This window comes from Achromobacter sp. GQ309 (assembly GCF_059759315.1).
The window spans coordinates 58,371-81,675 of sequence record NZ_JCAXDP010000004.1 but is presented as its reverse complement, the minus strand read 5'-3'; the positions used below and the strand labels follow the sequence as shown (position 1 = coordinate 81,675).

Sequence of the window (23,305 nt, the reverse complement as noted above, 5' to 3'; positions counted from 1 at the left end):
GCCTTGCGCTTTCGGTATTTGAAGGAGATTTGATGCGATTTTCCATTCCCTCTCTGTTGCAGCGGCTGGTGTTCACGGGCCTCGTCGGCCTGGCGGCCGCCACGACCGCGAACGCCAAGCCGGACCCCAACGGCCCGCCCGAGCAGTTCGTCCTGGCCGCCGCCAACGAGGCCCTCGCGGTCCTGAAGTCCGACGGCGCGCTGCGGGCCGGCAACACCGCCCGCATCAACGAAGTCGTTGACCAGCACATCCTGCCGTACGTCAATTTCCAGAAGACCACGCGCCTGGCCGCCGGCCGCTACTGGCGCCAGGCCTCCGACCAGCAGAAAACCGCGCTGGCCGACGCCTTCCGCGGCACGCTGATCCGCACGTACAGCGGCGCGCTGACCCGCGTCACGTCCAGCACCACCATCACCGGCCTGCCGTTCCGCGGCGATCCCAAGGCCGACGACGTGGTCGTGCGCACCCTGATCAGCCAGTCCAACAGCCAGCCGGTGGGCGTGGATTACCGCCTGGAAAAGACGCCCCAAGGCTGGAAGATCTACGACATGAACGTCGAAGGCATCTGGCTGATCGAGAACTACCGCAACCAGTTCGCCCAGCAGATCAACCAGAACGGTATCGACGGCCTGATCCAGGCGCTGAACCAGCGCAACAAGTAAAGATTCGCTCAGGCTTGCCTCGGCCCGGCGCGACCCCTCGGGGGTCCGCCGGGCCGATTGTTTTGGGGGACGCAACAGGGCGCCGCCCCCATCGCCACCGGGGCCATCCCCGGTTTCCGCCACATCGCGCTTATATAATGGTCAATTCGCTCTTTTCGGGCCATCTCCCCCCGTCATGTCCGCCGTCAGCCTAGAAAACGTCTCCAAGATCTACTCGCCGCGCCAGCGCGGCTGGCAGAAGCTGCTCGGGCGCACGCCCCGGCCCGGCTTCCAGGCGCTGGACAATGTCAGCCTGAATATCGAGCACGGCGAGTTCTTCGGCCTGCTCGGTCCAAACGGCGCGGGCAAGACCACGCTCATTTCCATTCTGGCGGGCCTGGCGCACGCCACCGCGGGCCGCGCCACCGTCTGTGGATACGACGTCGTGGCCGACTACAAGTCGGCACGGCGGGCGCTGGGCGTCGTGCCGCAAGAATTGGTCTATGACCCGTTCTTTACTGTGCGCGAAACATTGCGCATCCAGTCCGGGTATTTCGGCCTGCGCAAGAATGACGACTGGATCGACGAAATCCTGTTCAACCTGGGCCTGGCCGACAAGGCCAACTCCAACATGCGCGCGCTGTCGGGCGGCATGAAGCGCCGCGTGCTGGTGGCGCAGGCGCTGGTGCACCGGCCGCCGGTCATCGTGCTGGACGAGCCGACCGCCGGCGTCGACGTGGACCTGCGCCGCACGCTGTGGGAGTTCATCTCGCGGCTGAACAAGGCCGGCCACACCATCATGCTGACCACGCACTACCTTGAAGAAGCCGAGGCGCTCTGCAATCGCATCGCCATGCTCAAGGGCGGTCGCATCGTGGCGCTGGACACCACCCAGGCGCTCCTGGCCCGCGTCGGCGGCGTGGACCTGGAAGACGCCTTCGTGCGCATCATGCATCAGGACGACGAGCCCGGCGCACGCGCCCTGCAACCCGAAGAGATCTCATCATGACCCAGCCCGCCACGTCTGCCGGCCAGCCGCTGGTGCAGCCCCGCCTGGACGCGGGTTCCGGCTTTCCGACCCTGCTGCGCAAGGAATTGCTGCGCTTCTGGAAGGTCAGCTTCCAGACCATCGCCGCCCCCGTCATCACGGCGCTGCTGTATCTGTTGGTGTTCGCCCACGTGCTGGAAGGGCGCGTCACCGTGTACGGCACCGTGCCCTACACGTCGTTCCTGATTCCCGGGCTCATGATGATGAGCATGCTGCAGAACGCGTTCGCCAACCCGTCCTCGTCGCTCATACAAAGCCGCATCACCGGCAATCTGGTCTTCATGCTGCTGCCGCCGCTGTCGCACCGCGATATCTTCGGCGCGTACGTGCTGGCCGCCATCGCGCGCGGTCTTGCCGTCGGGCTGTGCGTGTGGGCCGTGGCGCTGTTCTTCGTGCCGCTGTCGCCCGCGCATCCGCTGTGGGTGCTGGTGTTTGCGGTGCTGGCGTGCGGCATCATGGGCACGCTGGGGTTGATCGCGGGCCTGTGGTCCGAAAAATTCGACCAGCTCGCGGCCTTTCAAAACTTCCTGATCATGCCGGCGACCTTCCTGTCCGGCGTGTTCTATTCCATCCATACGCTGCCGCCGTTCTGGCAAAGCGTCTCGCACTGGAACCCCATCTTCTACACCATCGACGGATTCCGCCACGGATTCTTCTCGGTGTCGGACGTCTCGCCCTGGCACAGCCTGGCGGTGGTGACGGCGGTGTTCCTCGCGCTCTCCGCTTACGCGCTGCGGCTTCTGTCCAGCGGCTACAAACTCAGGAACTGACGTCCATGCTTCCCACTCCCGCGCAAGTCCGCCAATACATCGCTGACGGCCTGCCCTGTGAACATCTCGACGTGCAGGGCGACGGTTCGCACTTTGACGCCGTCATCGTCAGCACCGCCTTTGAAGGCAAGCGCCTGATCCAGCGTCACCAGCTTGTCTACGCCGCGCTGGGCGACCGCATGAAGGCCGAGATCCACGCACTGTCGATGCGCACCCTCACCCCCGCCGAATACAACAAAGCGGGCGAATGATGGACAAGCTACGCATCACCGGCGGCGCGCAGCTGCACGGCGAGATCTCGATCTCCGGGGCCAAGAATTCGGCCCTGCCGATCCTGTGCGCGGGTCTGCTGACCGCCGACACGCTGGTCCTGTCCAACGTGCCGCGCCTGAACGACACCGGCACCATGCTGCGCCTCCTGGCCCAGATGGGCGTGCGCGCCGAGCGCGCCGACGACGGCGTGGTGACGCTGCAAGCCGGCAACGTCGACAGCCTGGAAGCCCCGTACGACCTGGTCAAGACGATGCGCGCCTCGATCCTGGTGCTGGGTCCGCTGGTCGCACGCTTTGGCGAAGCCCGCGTCAGCCTGCCGGGCGGCTGCACCATCGGCCAGCGGCCGGTCGACCAGCACATCAAGGGTCTGGCCGCGCTGGGCGCTGAAATCAGCATCGAACACGGCTTTGTCGTGGCGCGCGCCAAGCGCCTGAAGGGCGCCTCTATTCGCACCGACATGGTCACGGTCACCGGCACCGAAAACCTGCTGATGGCCGCCGTCCTGGCCGAAGGCCGCACCGTGCTGGAAAACGCCGCGCGCGAACCCGAGGTCGTGGATCTGGCCGAACTGCTCATCAAGATGGGCGCCCGCATCCAGGGCCACGGCACCGACCGCATCGTCATCGATGGCGTCGACCGCCTGCACGGCGCCGAACACCGCGTCATCTCCGACCGCATCGAAGCCGGCACCTTCCTGTGCGCGGTGGGCGCAGCCGGCGGCGACATCCTGCTCAAGAACGCAGATGCCGGCATCCTGGGCGCCACGCTCGACAAGCTGGCCGAAGCAGGCCTGACCATCGAGACCGGCCCGGACTGGATCCGCGGCGCCATGGACAAGCGGCCCAAGGCCGTGGGCTTTCGCACGCACGAGTACCCGGGCTTTGCCACCGACATGCAGGCCCAGCTGATGGCGTTGAACGCCGTGGCCGACGGCACGTCGGTCATCGTCGAGACCATCTTCGAAAACCGCTACATGCACGTGCAGGAACTGCGCCGCATGGGCGCCCAGATCGACATCGACGGCCACACCGCCATCGTGCGCGGCGTGCCGCGCCTGTCCGGCGCCACCGTCATGGCGACCGACCTGCGCGCCTCGGCCAGCCTGGTCATCGCCGGCCTGGCCGCCGATGGCGACACGCTGGTCGACCGCATCTACCACCTGGATCGCGGCTACGACCAGATGGAAGTGAAACTGCGCGCCCTGGGCGCGAACATCCAACGAGTTACCGGCAAGGAACAGCGATGAACGGTGCGACCGTCACCCCCCTGACCCTGGCGCTGTCCAAGGGCCGCATCTTCGAAGAAACCATGCCGCTGCTGGCGGAAGCCGGCATCGAAGTCCCGGAAAACCCGGAAAGCTCGCGCAAGCTCATCCTGCCCACCAGCGATCCCGGCCTGCGCCTGATCATCGTGCGCGCCTCCGACGTGCCCACGTACGTGCAGTACGGCGCGGCCGACCTGGGCATCGCGGGCAAGGACGTGCTGATCGAGCACGCCAAGGAACAGCCCGGCGGCCTGTACCAGCCCATCGACCTGAACATCGCCAAGTGCCGTCTGGCCGTGGCCGTGCGCAACGGCTTCGACTACGAGGCCGCCGTCCACCAGGGCGCGCGACTGCGCGTGGCCACCAAGTACGTGCACTCAGCCCGTGAACACTTCGCGAGCAAGGGTGTGTACGTGGACATCATCAAGCTGTATGGTTCGATGGAACTCGCACCGCTGGTCGGTCTGGCCGACTGCATCGTCGATCTGGTGTCCACCGGCGGCACGCTGCGCGCCAACGACCTGGTCGCCGTGGAAGACGTCATGCCGATCTCGTCGCGTCTGATCGTCAACCAGGCCGCCCTTAAGACCCGCGGCGACCGCCTGCAACCGCTGCTGGACGCTTTCGCAAGAGCCGCCTCCCGCAACGTCTGATTCCCGACCGTCCGCCGCGCCCGGCGTGGCGGACGTTACCGTTACCCGCTTTGCTCCATGACGCCATGGCCCTGATCAATCGTCTCGACTCCCGCGATCCCGGTTTCAAAACCGCCCTGTCCACGCTGCTGGCCTTCGAGGCCACCGAGGACGAATCCATCGACCGCGCCGCCGCCAGCATCCTGGCCGACGTGCGCGCCCGCGGCGATGCCGCGCTGGTGGAATACACTCAGCGGTTCGACCGCATGCCGGACGCGGCAGCGCATACGCTGGAGATCCCCAAGGCCGATTGGCATGCGGCCCTGGCCGCGCTGCCGGCCGCCCAGCGCAATGCGCTGGAAGCCGCCGCCGACCGCGTGCGCGCCTACCACGAGCGCCAGCGCGCCGAGACCTGGACCTACACCGAAGCCGACGGCACGCTGCTGGGCCAGCAGGTCACCCCGCTGGACCGCGTGGGCCTGTACGTGCCCGGCGGCAAGGCCGCCTACCCGTCGTCCGTGCTGATGAACGCCATCCCGGCCAAGGTCGCCGGCGTGCAGGAACTGGTCATGGTCACGCCCACGCCTGACGGCGCGCGCAATCCCATCGTGCTGGCCGCGGCCGCCATCAGCGGCGTGGACCGCGTGTTCGCCATCGGCGGCGCGCAGGCCGTTGGCGCGCTGGCGTATGGCACCGACACCGTGCCGGCGGTGGACAAGATCGTCGGCCCGGGCAACGCCTACGTCGCCGCCGCCAAGCGCCGCGTGTTCGGCGTCGTCGGCATCGACATGATCGCCGGCCCCAGCGAAATCCTGGTCATCTGCGACGGCAAGACGCCGGCCGACTGGATCGCCATGGACCTGTTCTCGCAGGCCGAGCACGACGAACTGGCCCAGTCCATCCTGCTCTGTCCCGACGCCGCCTTCATCGAGGAAGTCGAAGCGTCCATCGCCCGCCTCTTGCCCACCATGCCGCGCGCCGACATCCTGCGCGTCAGCCTGGCCAACCGCGGCGCGCTGATCCTTGTGCGCGATCTGGAAGAAGCCTGCCAGATCGCCAACGACATCGCCCCCGAACACCTCGAGATCTCCACCGAGCAGCCCGAGGTTTGGACCGCCCGCATCCGCCACGCCGGCGCCATCTTCATGGGCCGTTTCAGCTCGGAAGCCCTGGGCGACTACTGCGCCGGCCCGAACCACGTGCTGCCCACTTCGCGCACGGCGCGTTTCTCGTCGCCGCTGGGCGTCTACGACTTCCAGAAGCGTTCCAGCCTGATCCAGGTCTCGCACGCCGGCGCGCAGACGCTGGGCCGCATCGCCGCCGAACTGGCGCTGGGCGAGGGCCTGCAGGCGCACGCCGCCAGCGCCCAGTACCGGATCGACAAGTCATGAGCGTCGGACCGGCGGACGTCGCCGGCCGCATTAAAAGCACCGTCCGGGCGGACATTCGCGGGTTGGCGGCATACCCCGTCGCCCATGCCGAAGGCTGCATCAAGCTGGACGCCATGGAATGCCCGTACGAGCTGCCCGACGCCGTGCGCGACGACATCGCGCGCGCCGTCCGCGACACGCCGCTGAACCGCTATCCGTCCGCCGACCTGTCGGCGCTTGAGGCTGCCGTCAAGATGGCCTTTGGCGTGCCGGACGCCGCAGACGTGCTGTTCGGCAACGGCTCGGACGAGCTCATCCACCTGATGGTGCAGGCGTGCTGCAACCCGGGCGACGTGGTGCTGTCGCCGTGGCCGTCGTTCGTGTACTTCGACATGGCGGCCCGCTTCGATCATGCGCGCTTCGTGGGCGTGCCGTTGACGGCGGACCTGGCCTTGGATCTGCCGGCCATGCTGGCCGCCATCCGCGAACACCAGCCCCGGCTCGTGTTTCTGGCCACGCCCAACAACCCCACCGGCGGCCTGTGGTCGCCGGAAGACGTCAACGCCATCATCCAGGCAGCGCCGGGGCTGGTGGTGATCGACGAGGCCTACCAGCCGTTCGCCGACTACACGTTCATGCCGCGCGTACTGGATGCGCCCAACGTGGTGGTCATGCGCACCGTGTCCAAGATCGGGCTGGCCGGCCTGCGTTTCGGCTACCTGGCCGGGCATCCCGCGTGGATTGCCGAACTGAACAAGGTGCGCCCGCCCTACAACCTGAACGTGCTGACCCAGGCGACGCTGCGGGCCGTGCTGCGCCACAAGGCCGTGCTGGACGAACAGGCCGCACGGCTGCGCGCGGACCGCGAACCGCTGGCCGCGGGGCTGGCGCAACTGCCCGGCGTCAGGGTATTCCCTTCCGCCGCCAACTTCATACTCGCCCGCTTTTCCGGCAAGCTCGACGGCAACGCCGTGCATCTTGCCCTGAAAGCGCGCAAAATATTGATTCGCAACTTCTCCAATGCCCACCCGCTGCTGGCCGACTGCCTGCGCATTTCGGTGGGCGCCCCGGCCGAGAACGCCGCCTTGCTGGCTGCCCTGCAAGAGATCTTGAGTGCTTAACATGCGTACCGCAGAAATCACCCGCAACACCAACGAAACCCGCATCCGCGTGGCCATCAACCTTGACGGCACCGGCAAGCAGACGATCGACACCGGCGTGCCCTTCCTGGACCACATGCTGGACCAGATCGCGCGTCACGGCCTGATCGACCTGGACATCAAGGCCGAGGGCGATCTGCACATCGACGCGCATCACACGGTGGAAGACGTGGGCATCACGCTGGGCATGGCCATCGCCAAGGCCGCCGGCACCAAGGCGGGTCTGCGCCGCTACGGTCATGCGTACGTGCCGCTGGACGAAGCCCTGTCGCGCGTCGTGATCGACTTCTCCGGCCGTCCCGGCCTGGAATACCACATCCCCTTCACGCGTTCGCACATCGGCAGCTTCGACGTGGACCTCACGCGCGAATTCTTCCAGGGCCTGGTCAATCACGCGCTGATCACCATGCACATCGACAACCTGCGCGGCTTCAACTCGCACCACCAGGCGGAAACCGTGTTCAAGGCCTGTGGCCGCGCGCTGCGCATGGCCCTCGAAGTCGACCCCCGCATGGGCGACGTCGTGCCGTCCACCAAGGGCGTGCTGTAACGCTGTAACGTACGCATTCCACCTTCGCACCGCACCAGGCAGACAGAAGTGACCACTATCGCCATCGTCGACTATGGAATGGGCAATTTCCATTCCGTCGCACGCGCCCTGAAATACGCCGCGCCTGACGCCGACATCCGCATCTGCAACCAGCCCCAGGAAATCGCCGCTGCCGACCGCGTGGTCTTCCCGGGCCAGGGCGCCATGGCGGACTGCATGCGCACCCTGAACGAATCCGGCCTGCGCGACGCCGTCGTGCGCGCCGCCCGCGAGAAGCCCCTCCTGGGCGTCTGCGTCGGCGAACAGATGCTGTTCGAATCCAGCGAAGAGGGCGGCACCGCCTGCCTGGGCCTATTTCCCGGCGTCGTGCGCCGCTTTTCCGGCCCCGGCTTTGCCGACCTGATCCCCGCCGACGACGAGGCCTGCCTGGCCGACACGGGCGCGGCCGGTCTCGTGGACACCCGTCCCGAGCGCCTGAAGGTTCCGCACATGGGCTGGAACAAAGTCCGTCACACCCGCTCTCACCCGATCTGGGACGGCATTCCGGACGACTCGCACTTCTATTTCGTCCACAGTTATTACGCCGATCCGGCCGATCCGGGCCTGACGGTTGGTGAAACCGATTATGGCGTCGCCTTTACCTGCGCGGTGGCGGCAGCTAACATTTTCGCGGTGCAGTTCCACCCCGAAAAAAGCGCCGAGCACGGTTTGCGCCTGTATCGCAATTTTGTAGACTGGCAGCCCTAGGCCTCGAGCCGCGTGCGCCAGCCCGTTCAACCCCACTTTCTTACTCGCTGCCAACCATGCTGCTGATCCCCGCCATCGACCTCAAAGACGGGCGCTGTGTTCGCCTGCGCCAGGGTGACCTGGACGATGCAACGGTGTTCTCCGAAGACCCCGCCGCCATGGCCACCCGCTGGCTGGACCAGGGCGCCCGCCGCCTGCATCTGGTCGACCTGAACGGCGCCGTCGCCGGCAAGCCCAAGAATGAAGCCCCCATCAAGGCGATCCTGGACGCCGTCGGCGACGACATCCCCGTCCAGATCGGCGGAGGCATCCGCGACCTCGACACCATCGAGCGCTACCTCGACGCCGGCATCTCGTACGTCATCATCGGCACCGCCGCGGTCAAGAACCCGGGCTTCCTGCAGGACGCCTGCGGCGCCTTCCCCGGCCAGATCATCGTCGGCCTGGACGCCCGCGACGGCAAGATCGCCACCGACGGCTGGAGCAAACTCACCCGCCACGACGTGCTGGATCTGGCCAAGAAGTTCGAAGACTACGGCTGCGAAGCCATCATCTACACCGACATCGGCCGCGACGGCATGCTGTCGGGCGTCAACGTCGAAGCCACGGTCCGTCTGGCCCAGCACGTGCGCATTCCCGTGTACGCCTCGGGCGGCATCGCCGGCATCCAGGACATCGAGGCGCTGTGCGCCGTCGAGGAAGAGGGTGTCGAAGGCGCCATCCTGGGCCGCAGCATCTACGAAGGCACGCTCGACTTCCAGGCCGCGCAGGCGCGCGCCGACGAATTGGCAAAATGACCACATCCAGCAGCACCCCCGGGGCCGGCGCGTCCGCACAGAACGCGCTGACCCGCCGCATCATTCCCTGCCTTGACGTCACGGCCGGCCGCGTCGTCAAGGGCGTGAACTTCGTCAACCTGCTCGACGCGGGCGACCCCGTCGAGATCGCCCGCCGCTACAACGAGCAGGGCGCCGACGAACTCACGTTCCTGGACATCACCGCCACCAGCGACGGCCGCGACCTGATCCTGCCCATCATCGAGCAGGTGGCCTCGCAGGTCTTCATTCCGCTGACCGTGGGCGGCGGCGTGCGCCAGGTGTCCGACATCCAGCGCCTGCTCAACGCCGGCGCCGACAAGATCAGCATCAACAGCGCCGCGGTAGCCAACCCTGAACTGGTTCGCGCCGCGTCGGACTACCACGGCTCGCAATGCGTGGTCGTGGCCATCGACGCGCGCCGCGTGTCCGCGCCCGGCGAACCGGCGCGCTGGGAAGTCTTCACGCACGGCGGCCGCAAGGCCACCGGCCTGGACGCCGTGGCGTGGGCGCGCCGCATGGCCGCCTATGGCGCCGGCGAAATCCTGCTGACCAGCATGGATCGCGACGGCACCAAGTCCGGCTTTGACCTCGAACTGACCCGCACCGTCTCGGACGCCGTGCCGGTGCCCGTCATCGCCTCCGGCGGCGTGGGCAACCTGCAGCATCTGGCCGACGGCGTCACCACCGGCCGCGCCAGCGCGGTGCTGGCCGCCAGCATTTTCCATTTTGGCCAGCATACCGTCGGCGAGTGCAAGCACTTCATGGCCGAACAGGGCATCGCCGTACGATTGGACTGATTATGAGCAACGAACCCGCCTGGCTGGCCGACGTCGTCTTCGACGAAAACGGCCTGATTCCCGCCATCGCCCAAGACGCCGAAAACGGCCAGATCATGATGGTGGCCTGGATGAACCGCGAATCCCTGGCCGAAACGGCCGCCACCGGCCGCGCCGTGTACTGGTCGCGTTCGCGCCAGCGCCTGTGGCGCAAGGGCGAAGAATCCGGCCACGTCCAGGAAGTCCACGAACTGCGCCTGGATTGCGACGGCGACGTGGTGCTGCTGAAAGTGCACCAGGAAGGCGGCATCGCTTGCCATACCGGCCGCGCCAGCTGTTTCTTCCGCCGCCTGGAAGGCCAGACCGATCACGCGTCCTGGGTCACGGTGGATCCGGTGCTCAAAGATCCGGAACTCATCTACAAATGACCGATCAGACCCTGACCGCGGCCGACATCCTGGCCCGCATCGCAGACACCCTGGAAACCCGCCGTCCGCAGAATGGCGGCGACCCTTCCGCCTCTTACACGGCCAAGCTGCTGGCCAAGGGGCCGGATGCCTTCCTGAAGAAGATCGGGGAAGAAGCCACGGAACTGGTCATGGCCGCCAAGGACGGCGTGCCCGAGCGCATCGTCAGCGAAACCGCCGATCTGTGGTTCCATTGCCTGGTGGCGCTGACGCATTTCAACCTGCGGCCCGAAGACGTGCTGGCTGAGCTGGCCCGCCGCGAAGGCCTGTCGGGCCTGGTGGAAAAGGCAAGCCGCCCCAAGGACTGACCACGGAAACCACCCCATGAGCGACAACTGTCTTTTCTGCAAGATCGCCGCCGGCGAGATCCCGTCCAAGAAGGTCTACGAGGACCAGGACTTTGTTGCATTCCACGATATCAATCCGGCCGCACCGGTGCATTTACTGCTGATCCCTCGACGTCATGTCACATCCATGCAGGATATTACGGGCGAGGACGCAGATTGGTTGGGTAGAATGATGTCGTTGGCGCCGCGGCTTGCCGCCGAGAACGGTTGCCGTCCGGGCCCTGATGGCGGATTTCGCATCATGATCAATTCTGGCGTCGAAGGCGGCCAGGAAGTCCCGCATCTGCATTTCCACATCATCGGCGGCTCGCGTCCCTGGAAAGGGCGCGTGGCCCCCACTGCGTAATTCGGAGAATCATCATGGGTAGTTTCAGCATTTGGCATTGGTTGGTCGTCCTGGTCATCGTTGCGCTGATTTTCGGCACCAAGAAGCTGCGCAACATCGGCGGCGATCTGGGCGGCGCGGTCAAGGGCTTCAAGGACGGCATGAAAGAAGCCAACAGCGACAAGCCCGCTGAACCGGTCACGCAGCAACGCGTCGCCGGCGACACCATCGACGTGCAGGCCAAGGAAAAGTCCAACTCCTGAGCGCCAGCCAGTCTCCCTCCGGGCCAGCCCTGAACGGGCCGGCCCTTATTGCTTCAATTCCCGAGCGGCCGTCGAATGTTTGATGTCAGCCTCACTGAACTGATGGTGATCGGCGTCGTCGCCCTGATCGTCATCGGCCCCGAACGCCTGCCCAAGGTTGCCCGCACCGTCGGCCACCTGCTCGGGCGCGCGCAGCGTTACGTCAATGACGTCAAGTCCGATATCCAGCGCGAAATCGAACTCGACGAACTCCGCAAGTTCAAGACCGAAATGGAAGACGCGGCCCAGGGCGTGCAACAATCGCTGAACGAAACCGGGGCCTCGCTGCAGGAACCCGTGCAGCAGTTCCGCGCCGAACTCGACGAAGTCGCCCGCGAAGCCAGCGGCAAGGCGACGCCCGCGGTTGCGCAGGCGCCGGTGACCGCCCAGGTGGCTGATGCTGCACAAGCGCCTGCCGCAGGTTCGCCTGCCGCAGGATCGCCTGCCGCAGGATCGCCCGCTGCCGACGCGTCCGTCGCTGGCGCATCCGCTGAGCCTGCGCGCACGATCGCACCGCCCAGCCAGAACCACAATCTGGACCTGGACCTGCCTGCCGCCGAGCCCGCACCGCGTCCGGCCGCCGCCCCTCAACCACCCGCCCCGGCGCCCAGCGCGCCTGCGGCCGACGTCGCCGCGCCCGCCGCCAAGCCCGTCTCGCCCTCCGGAACTCCGTCGTGACCCAGGACGCAACCCAAGAAGAAGGCCAGCAAGAGACCTTCATCTCCCACCTGGTCGAGCTGCGCACGCGCCTCTTGCGCGCTGTCGGCGCCGTGGTGGCCGTGTTTATCGTGCTCTTCATCTATCCCGGCGCGTCGGCCATCTATGACGTGCTGGCCGCCCCGATGCTGGCCTCGCTGCCCGAAGGCACCCGCATGATCGCCACCGGCGTCATCACGCCATTCATGGTGCCAGTCAAGGTCACGATGATGGCCGCGTTCATCCTGGCGCTGCCCGTGGTGCTGTACCAGGCGTGGGCCTTCGTCGCGCCCGGGCTGTACCGGCACGAAAAGCGCCTGGCGCTGCCGCTCATCGTGTCCAGCACCTTTCTCTTCATCGCGGGCATGGCGTTCTGCTATTTCGTGGTGTTCCGCACGGTGTTCCACTTCATCGCCACGTTCGCGCCGCAGTCCATCACCCCGGCGCCGGACATCGAGGCCTACCTGAGCTTCGTCATGACGATGTTCCTGGCGTTCGGCATCACGTTCGAAGTGCCCGTGGCCGTGGTGCTGCTGGTGAAGATGGGCGTGGTCGAATTGTCCAAGCTGAAGGCGGCGCGCGGCTACGTCGTGGTGGGCGCGTTCATCATTGCTGCCGTCGTCACCCCGCCCGACGTGGTCAGCCAGTTCATGCTGGCGGTGCCGCTGTGCCTGCTCTATGAAGTCGGGCTGATCTGCGCCCGGATGGTCACACCGAAAGAAGGTGCGTCGACAGATGATGCCGCCGACTCCCTGACCGAACGCCACTGAAATCACGCAGACGGCAGGGTAGAAGGAAACCAGAACGGTCCGCACAATAGCGGACCGTTTTACCTTGTCGGCCCATGACTGCAGTCCTACATTGCAGTCATGTCGCTCTCACAAAGACTGCGCACCCTCATGCGGTGGCGCGGCATCCATAGCCAGAACCAGCTTTCGCGCCTGTCGGGCGTGCCGCAGTCCTGCATCCACCGCATCCTCACCCGCGAAGACCGCTATTCGCCAGCGCGCAACACGGTGGTGCGGCTGGCGCAGGCCCTGGGCACCAGCGCGTCGTGGCTGACGGATGGCGTGGTGCCCGCCACGTCCCCGGGATCTGGACCGCAGGACGCCGCCGCCAACGGCATCGACGGCTATTGCGCCGAAATCTGCGCGCGGCTGGCGCCGCAACCCGACAGCACCAAGCGCCTGATCCTGGCCCTGGTGCGTGAACTCTCCGACAAACCAGACACCGGCGCCACCCCCGCCACCCGTCCAGCGGCGCGCAAATGCGCCTAGCGCGGCTTGCCCGGCCGCGTCCCCACCACCACCGCCAGTTCCGCAGGTTTGCCGCTGCGCAAGATGCCCAGCGTGGCCCGCTGGCCCGGCGGCACCTGCGCAATCTCCGACAGCAGGCCGTTTGTGTCCGCCACCCGCTTGCCATTGACCGACTCGACAATATCGCCCACGCGCAGGCCGCCGCGCGCGGCCGGGCCGTCGCGCATCACCCCGGCAATGATCACGCCCGCCGCGTCGCGCGGCAGCTCGAAGGCCCGCGCCAGTTCCGGCGTCATGTCCTGCGGCTCCACGCCCAGCCAGCCGCGCTTGACCGCCCCGGTCTTGACGATGTCGTCCATGACCTTGCGCGCAATCTCGATCGGCGTCGCAAAGCCGATGCCCATCGACCCGCCCGACTCCGAATAGATTGCGGTGTTGATGCCCACCAGGTTGCCGTAGGCATCGACCAGCGCGCCGCCCGAATTGCCCGGATTGATCGCCGCGTCGGTCTGGATGAAGTTCTCGTACGTGTTCAGCCCGAGGCCATTGCGGCCCAGCGCCGACACGATGCCCTGCGTGGTGGTCTGACCCACGCCGAACGGATTGCCGATCGCCAGCACCACGTCGCCTACGCGCAAGCCTTTGTCGGACGCCAGCGTTGCCGCAGGCAAGTCGCGCAACTTGGACAGCTTGAGCACCGCCAGGTCCGTGTCCGGGTCCGCGCCCACCACTTTGGCGGTATCGCGCCGTCCGTCGCGCAGCGCCACCTCGATGGCGTCGGCGGCCTGCACCACGTGGTAATTGGTCAGCACGTAGCCGTCCGCATTCACGATCACGCCCGAACCCAGACTGGTCGACGCCTCGCGCCGGCTCACGCCGGGCACCTGCCCGAAAAGCTGGCGCAGCACCGGATCATCGGGCAGCGGAATCAAGGGCACGTTCACGTGCTTGGTGGTGAACACATTCACCACCGACGGCGCCGCCTTCGCCACGCCGTCCGCGTACGACACAGCACCCACATCACCCGCGGGCGCGCGGCCCGCCGCGGCAGTGGCTGGCGGGACCGTGCCGGGCCCGTTCACCCGCAGCAGGTCGGGCCGCAACGTCGTCACCACGAATAGAATAGCCAGGCAGACCGTGACGGCCTGAGCAAAGATCAGCCAATATCGGCGCATGTTTCTGATAGGACTAGCAATGAATAAAGTGGACTCCCGCGTCCTGGCCAACTGGCTGGACGACACCCTGCAGGCAGCCCGTTTCAAGGACTACTGTCCCAACGGGATGCAGGTGGAAGGCCGATCCGAGGTCGGACACATTATCACCGGTGTCACGGCCAGCGAAGCATTGCTGCGCGAGGCGGTCGACCGCGGCGCCGATGCGGTGCTGGTGCACCACGGCTGGATGTGGCGCAACGAAGACCGCCGCGTCATCGGCACCCGCCGCACGCGCATGGCGTTGACCCTCAAGAACGACTTGAACCTGTTTGCCTACCATCTGCCGCTGGATGCACACCCCACGCTGGGCAACAACGCGCAGCTGGCACGCGTGCTGGGTCTGACGCCGGCGCTACGCGACGACGGCGCCCCGCGGACCTGCGGGCAGGACGGGCTGATCTGGCTGGGCGAGGCCAGCGGCCTGCAGACGCTGGGCCAACTGGGCGACCAGGTGGCCCAACGCCTTGGCCGCCAGCCGCTCGTCGTGGGCGACCCGGACCAGCCGTTGGGGACAGTCGCGTGGTGCACCGGTGGCGCGCAAGGCATGATGGGCGACGCCGTTGACGCGGGCGCCAGCGTCTACATCACGGGCGAGGTCTCGGAGTCCACGGTACATCTGGCGCGGGAAACCGGCGTGGGCTTCATCGCCGCCGGGCACCACGCCACCGAACGCTATGGCGTTCAGGCACTGGGGCAGGCCGTGGCCGAGCGCTTCGGCATCAAGGTCGAATTCGTCGACATCGACAACCCGGCCTGAATCCTTGACGCCGGCGCGCCGGAGCGCCGGAGCGCCGGACCGCCGGCCATCGACCCGGCAGAAAACAAAAGCGCCCCGATGGGGCGCTTTGCTGTTTACGGCCGCTTCAGCAGGTCGCGAATCTCGCGCAGCAGGGCCACGTCTTCCGGCGTCTTGGCGGGCGCCGGCGCTTCCTCCTGCTTGTTGCGGGCCTTGTAGATGGCCTTGACCATCCAGAAGATCACGAACGCCAGCAAGACGAAGTTGATGATGATGGTGACGAAGTTGCCCCACGCGAACACGTTGGCGCCGGCCTTGGTGAGATCCGCGTAGGTCATCGGCCCGGCATAGCCTTCAGGCATCGACAAGACCAGGAACTTGTTCGAGAAATCGACCGATCCGCCAAGGATGAAATTGACGAGCGGCATGATGATGTCCCGGACCAGCGAGTCGACAATCCTGCCAAACGCCGCACCGATGATCACACCAACGGCCAAGTCGACCGCGTTGCCCTTGACCGCGAAATCTCGAAACTCTTTGACGAAACCAGTCGATTTGCTCATAAATCCGCTCCATTCGTGATACGCCTGGGGTAGGCTGGCCTATAATACGCGGTTGCTATGTTGTTACATATTCCCGCGAACCCGATGCCGCAGAAGTGATGCTACTCGTTGAGCGGGCGCATCAACAAGGATAGGAAGATGAGTCAGGATACGCTGGTGCATGACGATGACGGTGCGGTTGATCCCAACCTGCCACCTGATCCTTCGCGACGTTTCTGGGTTACCACCGCCTGTGCTGTGGGCGGCGTAGCAGGTGTCGCAACGGCAGTGCCGCTTGTGAGCACGTTTTCCCCCTCCGAAAAAGCCCGCGCGGCCGGAGCGCCCGTTGAAGTGGATATCGGCGACATTCCCGTCGGCGCCATGAAAACGGTCGAATGGCGCGGCAAACCGGTCTGGATCATCCACCGCTCGCCCGAGCAGCTGGCCGGACTGAAAGCGCTGGATCCCCAGCTCGCCGACCCGCAATCCAAGCGGCCCGGCTTCACGCCTCCGTATGCCGAAAACGAAGCCCGCTCGCGCAAGCCCGAGATCTTCGTCTGCGTCGGCATCTGCACCCACCTGGGCTGCTCGCCCACCGCGCATTTCGAAACGGGTGGCGGCGGCGGTCTGGGCGCGGATTGGCAAGGCGGATTCCTCTGTCCGTGCCACGGCTCCACGTTCGACCTGGCTGGCCGGGTCTTCAAGAACAAGCCTGCTCCCGATAATCTCGAAGTTCCGCCGTACCAGTACCTCACCGACACCCGCATCATCGTGGGCGTCGATGAAGACAACAAGGCCTGACGCTCGCGTCGCGCTTTTTTCCCGATCTACGTAAGTAAGAACAATACGCCACGTATAGAAGGAGCCGTTACATGGCTGGCGAGAAAACCGTCGAGACGACAGGCCTGTTGGGCTGGCTGGACCGGCGCTTTCCGGTGACCTCCACCTGGAAAGCCCATCTGTCCGAGTACTACGCACCCAAGAATTTCAACTTCTGGTATTTCTTTGGCTCGCTGGCGCTACTGGTGCTGGTGCTGCAGATCGTGACCGGCATTTTCCTGGTCATGCATTACAAGCCGGACGCCGAGCGCGCGTTCCAATCCGTCGAATACATCATGCGCGAGGTCCCCTGGGGCTGGCTGGTGCGCTACATGCACTCGACCGGCGCGTCGATGTTCTTCGTCGTCGTCTACCTGCACATGCTGCGCGGCCTGCTTTACGGTTCCTACCGCAAGCCCCGCGAACTGGTGTGGATCTTCGGCGTCGCGATCTTCCTCTGTCTGATGGCCGAAGCTTTCTTCGGCTACCTGCTGCCCTGGGGCCAGATGTCGTACTGGGGCGCCCAGGTGATCGTGAACCTGTTCGCGGCCATTCCGTTCATCGGTCCTGAACTGTCCATCTGGATCCGCGGCGACTACGTCGTGTCCGATGCCACGCTGAACCGCTTCTTCGCCTTCCACGTCATCGCCATTCCGCTGGTGCTGATCGGTCTGGTCGCGGCTCACCTGGTGGCGCTGCACGAAGTCGGCTCGAACAACCCGGACGGCATCGAAATCAAGCAGGGCCCGAAAGACAAGTACGGCCGCCCGAAAGACGGCATCCCGTTCCATCCGTTCTACTCGGTGCATGACCTGGTGGGCGTGGCGGGCTTCCTGCTGGTGTTCGCGGCCATCGTGTTCTTCGCCCCGGAAATGGGCGGGTACTTCCTCGAGTTCAACAACTTCATTCCTGCTGACTCGCTGAAGACGCCTCCGCACATCGCCCCGGTCTGGTACTTCACGCCGTTCTACTCGATGCTGCGCGCCACCACGGATGAATTCACGTGGGTGCTGGCGGGCGCGTCGGTGCTGGGCGCCATCGTGCTGTTCGCCAAGAGCAACCTGAAGGGCTTCATGCGCATCGCCGTCCCCGGCATCCTGATCGTCGTCGCCGTGCTGCTGCGCGTCATCGACGCCAAGTTCTGGGGCGTGGTGGCCATGGGCGGCACGGTCGTCATCCTGTTCTTCCTGCCCTGGCTCGATCATTCGCCGGTCAAGTCGATCCGCTACCGCCCCACGTGGCACAAGTGGATCTACGGCATCTTCATGGTCAACTTCCTGGTGCTCGGCTACATCGGTACGCAGCCGCCCAGTCCGCCGTTGAACCTGACGTCGCAGATCGGCACGCTGCTGTACCTGGCCTTCTTCTTCCTGATGCCGGTATGGAGCCGCCTGGGCACCTTCAAGCAAGTGCCCGACCGCGTCACGTTCCACGCCCACTGAGCCAACGAGAATAACGGACTAACCATGATCAAGAAGCTGATTGGTGCCGTGGCCTTGATGCTCACGTGTACCGCAACCTTTGCCGCCGGAGGCGGATTCCCGCTGGACAAGGCGCCTTACCGCGTCAACGACATGGCGTCGCTGCAAAACGGCGCCAAGCTGTTCGTCAACTACTGCCTGAACTGTCATAGCGCGTCTTCGATGCGCTACAACAAGCTCCGGGATATCGGTCTGACCGACGAACAGATCAAGGAAAGCCTGCTGTTTTCCGGCGAAAAGATCGGCGACATGATGCACGTCGCCATGACGCCGAAGGACGCCAAGGCGTGGTTTGGCACGACGCCTCCGGACTTGTCCGTGATCGCCCGCGCCAAATCCGTGAACGCCGGCCCCTCGGGATCCGACTACCTGTACACCTACCTGCGCACGTTCTACCGCGACACGTCGCGCGCCACGGGCTGGAACAACCTGGTCTTCCCGTCGGTCGGCATGCCGCACGCGCTCTGGCAGGAACAGGGTCCGCGCGAGCTCACCACCGTCGCCGTTCACGAAGTCGAAGGCAAGGAAGGCGCCCCCAAAACGTGGGAACGCGTCACAACGGTGTACGATGCACAGGGTTTTGCCACGGTGAAGGCCGAGCCGTTAGCCAATCACCATGGCCATGCCACCTTCGATGCCAAATTCAAGGCCGCCAACCCGGCCCAAACCGCAACATACGACAACGACGTCGCTGATCTGACCGCATTCATGTCCTGGATGGCCGAGCCCGTCCAGACACTGCGCGTCCGCATCGGCGTCGGCGTCATGTTGTTCCTGCTCCTGTTCTTCTTTGTTACGTGGCGCCTGAATGCCTCGTACTGGAAACACGTGCGCTAACCGTAACGCCCCGCCAGGTTCCCCAGCCACCCCGTCTATCGGGGACGGAAGAGGCGGATAGGGCTGTAAGCCTATCCTGCCTGGCAATTGGGGCCAGCGCCTGCTAGATTTAGGCGCTGGCCTTTCGTTTTTCAATAAAGGACTTACCGCCATGATGGTGCTCTATTCCGGAACCACGTGTCCGTTTTCGCAACGCTGCCGCTTCGTGTTGTTCGAAAAGGGTATGGATTTCGAGATCCGCGACATCGACCTGTACAACAAGCCCGAAGACATCTCGGTGATGAACCCGTACGGTCAAGTGCCCATTCTGGTCGAACGTGACCTGGTGCTGTACGAGTCGAACATCATCAACGAGTACATCGACGAGCGCTTCCCGCACCCGCAGCTCATGCCCGCCGACCCGGTCATGCGCGCCCGCACGCGTCTGTTCCTGTACAACTTCGAGAAGGAACTGTTCGTTCACGTCTCGACGCTGGAAGACCGCAGCGCCAAGCCCGACGAAAAGAAGCTCGCCAACGCTCGCCAGAACATCCGCGACCGCCTGGCCCAGCTGGCTCCCATGCTGCTCAAGAACAAGTACATGCTGGGCGAGGAATTCTCCATGCTCGACGTGGCCGTCGCTCCGCTGCTCTGGCGCCTGGACCACTACGGCATCGAACTGCCCAAGAATGCGGCTCCGCTGCAAAAGTACGCCGAACGCATCTTCTCGCGCCCGGCCTACATCGAAGCGCTGACGCCTTCGGAAAAAGTGATGCGTCGTTAAGGCTGGCTGTGTAATGGGTGAAACTTCGACCAAACCGTATCTGATCCGCGCGCTGCACGAATGGTGCACCGATAACGGCTACACGCCGTACATCACCGTGCAGGTCGACGAGCACACCATGGTGCCCGTCGCCCACGTGCGCGACGGCCAGATCACGCTGAACGTGGGCACGCTGGCCACCAACCGGCTGGTGCTGGGCAACGAATTCATCGAATTCCAGGCCCGCTTCAGCGGCGTGACCGAAAACGTCTACGTCCCCGTGGGCGCCGTCAGCGCCATCTATGCGCGCGAAACCGGCGCCGGCATGGGCTTCGAGGTACAGCCCTACGAGCCGCCCGAGGCAGGCGCCCAAGGCGCCACGCCGAACCCCGCCGCCCCCGAGGGCTCGGACGCCAATCCCGCCTCCGGCGACGATGACGGCGACGACGACGAACCCAAGCGCCCGCGCCTGACAATCGTCAAATAACGACCCCACAAGAGGGGCTGCATTTTTTTCATTACAATGCAGTCCCTGCGCGTGCCCCGGCACGCATCGCCGGTGTAGCTCAGTTGGTAGAGCAGCTCACTTGTAATGAGAAGGTCGAGGGTTCGATTCCTTTCACCGGCACCAGAGAAATACCCATCAAAAAGGCCGATTCCATGTGGATCGGCCTTTTTGTTTGCGGGGCAGTTCGTGCAAGGCGCGCATCCGCCCCCGCTGTCTTTGTCACCCCAGCGCCGGCAACAAATTAAACAGCAGCACCATCACCAACCCCACCACCGACACGATCGACTGCACGACCGAGATCGTCTTCGTGGCTTCGCCCATCGTCATGCCGAACGATTCCTTCACCATCCAGAAACCGGCGTGATTCGCGTAGTTGAAGAACAGTGAGCCGCAGCCAATCGACAGCGCTAGCAGCGGCAGGTTCAGGTTGGGGTCCGCGCCGGCAAGCGGCGCCAGCAAACCCGCGGCGCCCACGATGCCGACCGTGGCCGAACCAGTCGACACCGACAGCAGCATGGCGATCAGCCAGCCCAGGATCAGCGGCGGGAACGCGAACTGGTGGGTCAGGTGCACGATGGCGTCGCCGACCTTGGCGTTCGTCAGGACCTGTTGAAAGGCGCCCCCGCCGGCGATGATCAGCATGATGCCGGCAATGGGCTTCAAGCTTTGGCCCAGCGCGCCGCGCAGCTTTTCCGGGTCGCCGCCGCGCATGAAGACCAGTGTCACGGCCGCGAACAGCACGCCCAGCAGCATGGCGACGACGGGGTTGCCCAGAAAGCCAGCCACGTGCGTCACGCTGGAGTCCTTGGGCAGCAGCATTTCGGCCACGGCATGGACCAGCATCAGCAAGGCCGGCAGCAGTGCCGCCAGCACGCCCAGGCCGACGCTGGGCGCATTCTGGCCCGCGGGGCTGTCGGTGGAGGCGGTGAACTGTTCAAGCAGCGCCTCGTCCGGCCGCGTCGTCATACGCGGGGCAATGAATGCGCCATACAGCGGTCCGCCGAAGATCATGGCCGGCAGGGCTGCGATGAAGCCGTAGATCATGGTCGGGCCGACCGTGGTCTTGAGCGTGGCGATGGCCGTCAGCGGTCCGGGATGCGGCGGCACCATGCCGTGCATGGCGGCCAGGGCCGAAATCACCGGCACGCCTACGTAGACATAGGCCGAACCCTTGAAGCGCGCCTGGCTTTCCAGCTTGCGCGCCACGCTGAAGATCAGCGGCAGCATCACCACCAGACCCACTTCAAAGAACATGGGGATGCCGATCACGAACGCCACCAGCGTCATGGCCCAGGGAATCAGGCGCGGGGAGGTGTGGCGCAGGATTGCGTTGGCCAGGCGCTCGGTGGTGCCGGAGTCCGCGAGGATCTTGCCCAGCATCGCGCCCAGCGCGATCACCACGCCCACGGCGCCCAGCGTCTTGCCGGCGCCGTCGGTCAGGCTTTTGACGATGGCGCCCGGGGCCATGCCCGTTGCAAAGCCGACGCCGATCGACACGATCAAGAGCGCCAGCAGCGGATGCATGCGTATCCGCGAGACGATCAGTGCGACCAGGACCAGAACGCTCACCAGAGCGGTGAGCAGCAATTGAATGTCGAACGAAGACATATGAGAACCCAGAAAAATCGAGAGAGGTCGCGAGCCCTCTGCGCGCCATCATACGGGATCGGGTTGACGGCAAGCTTGAAAAAAAGGGCCGGTTTCGGCCGCCGAAACGCGCTTTTTCGGCCCCGCTTTGCATTCTTCCGTTTTTTTGTGCATAATTCGCCCCCTCTACCTGTTCCCCGATAGCTCAGTCGGTAGAGCGACGGACTGTTAATCCGCAGGTCGCTGGTTCGAGCCCAGCTCGGGGAGCCAAGAATTTGCAGTACCGCAGTACCCTTAAAAAAGCCCGCAACTTGTTTGCGGGCTTTTTGCATTGGGGCGCGGCGGCTTGCGCGGGATGGCGCACGAGTTGCCAACCCGCGCGCATCGCGTAGCATCACCCGGATCTGCCGCACCTTCCATCCCCGCACAACGATGCGTTCCTCGCGATCCCTGCCGCCCCTGGTCTCCCTGCGCGCCTTCGAGGCCGCCGCGCGGCGGTTGAGCTTTTCGCAGGCCGGAGAAGAGCTGTTCGTCACACAGAGCGCGATCAGCCATCACATCCAGCGGCTGGAAAGGGAATTGGGCGTGGCGCTCTTTGAGCGGCGCACGCGCGCCGTTGCGCTGACCGACGCGGGCCAGGCCTATTACGCCCACGTGCACGCGGCATTCGAGCTGCTGCGCCAGGGCACCGACGAACTGCGCGCGCCAGAGCCCGCGCGCCATACGCTGCGGATCGGCTTGCTGGCGTCGTTCGCCACGCGCTGGCTGGCGACGCGCCTGCCCGCCTTTGCCGCTGCGCATCCCCACATCGATCTGCAGTTGCAGCCCGACATCGCGCTGGCGGATGTGGCGGGTGGCGAGGTCGACGCGGCGATCCGCTATGGGCGCGGTGGCTGGCCCGGCGTGCGCAGCACGTTGTTGATGACGGAACGCCTGTCGGTCGTGTGCGCGCCCGCGCTGGTGGCGGGCAGGAAGCGGCCGAAAACGCCCGCAGACCTGCTGCGCCACCCGCTGCTGGTCTCGCACGCGCGGCAGCAGTTCGAATGGAACGCCTGGGCGCACCGGTACGGGCTGGATCTGGGCGCCGCGCGCACGGTGCGCCTGCACGACTACAACATCGTCGTCGAGGCCGCGCTTGCAGGGCAGGGCTTGGCGATGGGCCGGGAACGGCTGATCGCCGCGCACCTGGCGAGTGGGGCGCTGGTCGAGGCGCTGCCCGGTGCGGTGCTGGAAGATCCGCGCATCGGCTGGTGGTTCGTCACGCCGCGCGGTGCATTCAGCGAACCCGTCCAGGCGTTGCACGATTGGCTGGAGCAGACCGCGGCCCAATCCACCGGCGCCTGACACGTATTAGTTTTACTCATACATACCAAGCAAGAATTGATTGGTCATGCCGC

29 protein-coding genes and 2 tRNA genes are annotated in these 23,305 nt (G+C 65.4%); 28 read left to right on the top strand and 3 right to left on the bottom strand.

Annotation, left to right across the window (positions count from 1 at the left end; translation table 11 throughout):
- Positions 1–32 precede the first annotated feature (32 nt).
- From AC6CIE_RS13770 to AC6CIE_RS13680, 19 genes are all read left to right on the top strand, one after another.
- Entirely contained in the window at positions 33–662 is a 630-nt protein-coding gene (locus tag AC6CIE_RS13770; RefSeq protein WP_218342373.1) for an MlaC/ttg2D family ABC transporter substrate-binding protein, read from the top strand.
- 175 nt (positions 663–837) lie between these two features.
- The gene (locus tag AC6CIE_RS13765) at positions 838–1,650 is read left to right on the top strand and encodes an ABC transporter ATP-binding protein (protein ID WP_175123905.1); all 813 of its coding nucleotides are present in this window, start codon (positions 838–840) and stop codon (positions 1,648–1,650) included.
- A complete protein-coding gene (locus AC6CIE_RS13760; protein WP_175123906.1) occupies positions 1,647–2,459 on the top strand; it encodes an ABC transporter permease in 813 nt (270 codons plus the stop codon). The genes AC6CIE_RS13765 and AC6CIE_RS13760 overlap by 4 nt, the downstream gene beginning before the upstream one ends.
- Before the next feature lie 5 nt (positions 2,460–2,464).
- The gene (locus AC6CIE_RS13755; protein ID WP_175123907.1) at positions 2,465–2,710 is read left to right on the top strand and encodes a BolA family protein; all 246 of its coding nucleotides are present in this window, start codon (positions 2,465–2,467) and stop codon (positions 2,708–2,710) included.
- Positions 2,710–3,978 (top strand): UDP-N-acetylglucosamine 1-carboxyvinyltransferase, encoded by a 1,269-nt coding sequence (gene murA, locus AC6CIE_RS13750; protein WP_286938356.1) that lies wholly within the window; start codon positions 2,710–2,712, stop codon positions 3,976–3,978. The genes AC6CIE_RS13755 and murA overlap by 1 nt, the downstream gene beginning before the upstream one ends.
- Positions 3,975–4,649 carry an ATP phosphoribosyltransferase gene (gene hisG / locus AC6CIE_RS13745; RefSeq protein WP_175123908.1) on the top strand — a complete coding sequence of 225 codons (675 nt, stop codon included), beginning with the start codon at positions 3,975–3,977 and terminating at the stop codon, positions 4,647–4,649. Before murA ends, hisG begins: the two co-directional genes overlap by 4 nt.
- Before the next feature lie 65 nt (positions 4,650–4,714).
- Positions 4,715–6,019, top strand: coding sequence for a histidinol dehydrogenase (gene hisD / locus AC6CIE_RS13740; RefSeq protein ID WP_498092466.1), 1,305 nt, complete (start codon positions 4,715–4,717; stop codon positions 6,017–6,019).
- Entirely contained in the window at positions 6,016–7,119 is a 1,104-nt protein-coding gene (gene hisC / locus AC6CIE_RS13735) for a histidinol-phosphate transaminase (RefSeq protein WP_498092464.1), read from the top strand. Before hisD ends, hisC begins: the two co-directional genes overlap by 4 nt.
- Position 7,120: 1 nt before the next feature.
- On the top strand, positions 7,121–7,708 hold the full coding sequence (gene hisB, locus AC6CIE_RS13730; RefSeq protein ID WP_105236925.1) for an imidazoleglycerol-phosphate dehydratase HisB: 588 nt from the start codon (positions 7,121–7,123) through the stop codon (positions 7,706–7,708).
- A gap of 48 nt (positions 7,709–7,756) precedes the next feature.
- Entirely contained in the window at positions 7,757–8,455 is a 699-nt protein-coding gene (gene hisH / locus AC6CIE_RS13725) for an imidazole glycerol phosphate synthase subunit HisH (protein WP_175123911.1), read from the top strand.
- Positions 8,456–8,511: 56 nt separating this feature from the next.
- Positions 8,512–9,252 (top strand): 1-(5-phosphoribosyl)-5-[(5-phosphoribosylamino)methylideneamino]imidazole-4-carboxamide isomerase, encoded by a 741-nt coding sequence (gene hisA / locus AC6CIE_RS13720; protein WP_006224535.1) that lies wholly within the window; start codon positions 8,512–8,514, stop codon positions 9,250–9,252.
- Complete coding sequence (gene hisF, locus AC6CIE_RS13715) at positions 9,249–10,070, top strand: imidazole glycerol phosphate synthase subunit HisF (protein ID WP_175123912.1); 822 nt, start codon at positions 9,249–9,251, stop codon at positions 10,068–10,070. Before hisA ends, hisF begins: the two co-directional genes overlap by 4 nt.
- A gap of 2 nt (positions 10,071–10,072) precedes the next feature.
- The gene (gene hisI / locus AC6CIE_RS13710) at positions 10,073–10,477 is read left to right on the top strand and encodes a phosphoribosyl-AMP cyclohydrolase (RefSeq protein ID WP_175123913.1); all 405 of its coding nucleotides are present in this window, start codon (positions 10,073–10,075) and stop codon (positions 10,475–10,477) included.
- Complete coding sequence (locus tag AC6CIE_RS13705; RefSeq protein WP_498092462.1) at positions 10,474–10,824, top strand: phosphoribosyl-ATP diphosphatase; 351 nt, start codon at positions 10,474–10,476, stop codon at positions 10,822–10,824. The genes hisI and AC6CIE_RS13705 overlap by 4 nt, the downstream gene beginning before the upstream one ends.
- A gap of 16 nt (positions 10,825–10,840) precedes the next feature.
- A complete protein-coding gene (locus AC6CIE_RS13700; RefSeq protein ID WP_175123915.1) occupies positions 10,841–11,209 on the top strand; it encodes a histidine triad nucleotide-binding protein in 369 nt (122 codons plus the stop codon).
- Positions 11,210–11,223: 14 nt separating this feature from the next.
- Positions 11,224–11,451, top strand: a complete 228-nt coding sequence (tatA, locus tag AC6CIE_RS13695; protein ID WP_056320404.1) for a Sec-independent protein translocase subunit TatA — start codon at positions 11,224–11,226, stop codon at positions 11,449–11,451.
- Positions 11,452–11,526: 75 nt separating this feature from the next.
- A complete protein-coding gene (tatB, locus tag AC6CIE_RS13690; protein ID WP_175137060.1) occupies positions 11,527–12,168 on the top strand; it encodes a Sec-independent protein translocase protein TatB in 642 nt (213 codons plus the stop codon).
- Positions 12,165–12,956, top strand: a complete 792-nt coding sequence (tatC, locus tag AC6CIE_RS13685; protein ID WP_175123917.1) for a twin-arginine translocase subunit TatC — start codon at positions 12,165–12,167, stop codon at positions 12,954–12,956. The genes tatB and tatC overlap by 4 nt, the downstream gene beginning before the upstream one ends.
- Positions 12,957–13,055: 99 nt before the next feature.
- Positions 13,056–13,463: a helix-turn-helix domain-containing protein gene (locus tag AC6CIE_RS13680; protein WP_175137059.1), complete on the top strand. Its 408-nt coding sequence runs from the start codon at positions 13,056–13,058 to the stop codon at positions 13,461–13,463.
- Here the strand turns inward: AC6CIE_RS13680 and AC6CIE_RS13675 are convergent.
- Entirely contained in the window at positions 13,460–14,617 is a 1,158-nt protein-coding gene (locus AC6CIE_RS13675) for a trypsin-like peptidase domain-containing protein (protein ID WP_498092460.1), read from the bottom strand. The two genes, AC6CIE_RS13680 and AC6CIE_RS13675, sit on opposite strands and share 4 nt — an antisense overlap.
- A 19-nt stretch (positions 14,618–14,636) precedes the next feature.
- On the opposite strand from AC6CIE_RS13675, the gene AC6CIE_RS13670 reads away from it, so the two are divergent.
- Positions 14,637–15,413: a Nif3-like dinuclear metal center hexameric protein gene (locus AC6CIE_RS13670; protein ID WP_105236918.1), complete on the top strand. Its 777-nt coding sequence runs from the start codon at positions 14,637–14,639 to the stop codon at positions 15,411–15,413.
- A gap of 95 nt (positions 15,414–15,508) precedes the next feature.
- Here AC6CIE_RS13670 and mscL read toward each other — a convergent pair whose 3' ends face one another.
- Positions 15,509–15,955 (bottom strand): large conductance mechanosensitive channel protein MscL, encoded by a 447-nt coding sequence (gene mscL / locus AC6CIE_RS13665; RefSeq protein WP_105236917.1) that lies wholly within the window; start codon positions 15,953–15,955, stop codon positions 15,509–15,511.
- A 138-nt stretch (positions 15,956–16,093) separates the two neighbouring features.
- On the opposite strand from mscL, the gene petA reads away from it, so the two are divergent.
- From petA to AC6CIE_RS13635, 6 genes are all read left to right on the top strand, one after another.
- A complete protein-coding gene (gene petA, locus AC6CIE_RS13660; protein ID WP_063954111.1) occupies positions 16,094–16,735 on the top strand; it encodes a ubiquinol-cytochrome c reductase iron-sulfur subunit in 642 nt (213 codons plus the stop codon).
- A 71-nt stretch (positions 16,736–16,806) separates the two neighbouring features.
- Complete coding sequence (locus tag AC6CIE_RS13655; protein WP_105236915.1) at positions 16,807–18,195, top strand: cytochrome b; 1,389 nt, start codon at positions 16,807–16,809, stop codon at positions 18,193–18,195.
- Positions 18,196–18,219: 24 nt separating this feature from the next.
- A complete protein-coding gene (locus tag AC6CIE_RS13650) occupies positions 18,220–19,071 on the top strand; it encodes a cytochrome c1 (protein WP_175123920.1) in 852 nt (283 codons plus the stop codon).
- Between the two features lie 151 nt (positions 19,072–19,222).
- Positions 19,223–19,834, top strand: coding sequence for a glutathione S-transferase N-terminal domain-containing protein (locus AC6CIE_RS13645; protein WP_006388039.1), 612 nt, complete (start codon positions 19,223–19,225; stop codon positions 19,832–19,834).
- A 13-nt stretch (positions 19,835–19,847) separates the two neighbouring features.
- Complete coding sequence (locus AC6CIE_RS13640) at positions 19,848–20,300, top strand: ClpXP protease specificity-enhancing factor (protein ID WP_175123921.1); 453 nt, start codon at positions 19,848–19,850, stop codon at positions 20,298–20,300.
- 68 nt (positions 20,301–20,368) lie between these two features.
- Positions 20,369–20,444, top strand: a tRNA-Thr gene (locus tag AC6CIE_RS13635).
- Between the two features lie 96 nt (positions 20,445–20,540).
- Here AC6CIE_RS13635 and AC6CIE_RS13630 read toward each other — a convergent pair.
- Entirely contained in the window at positions 20,541–21,929 is a 1,389-nt protein-coding gene (locus AC6CIE_RS13630; RefSeq protein ID WP_191576268.1) for a GntP family permease, read from the bottom strand.
- 173 nt (positions 21,930–22,102) lie between these two features.
- On the opposite strand from AC6CIE_RS13630, the gene AC6CIE_RS13625 reads away from it, so the two are divergent.
- Positions 22,103–22,178, top strand: a tRNA-Asn gene (locus AC6CIE_RS13625).
- 162 nt (positions 22,179–22,340) lie between these two features.
- Positions 22,341–23,252 carry a transcriptional regulator GcvA gene (gcvA, locus tag AC6CIE_RS13620; RefSeq protein ID WP_498092457.1) on the top strand — a complete coding sequence of 304 codons (912 nt, stop codon included), beginning with the start codon at positions 22,341–22,343 and terminating at the stop codon, positions 23,250–23,252.
- Positions 23,253–23,305 lie beyond the last annotated feature (53 nt).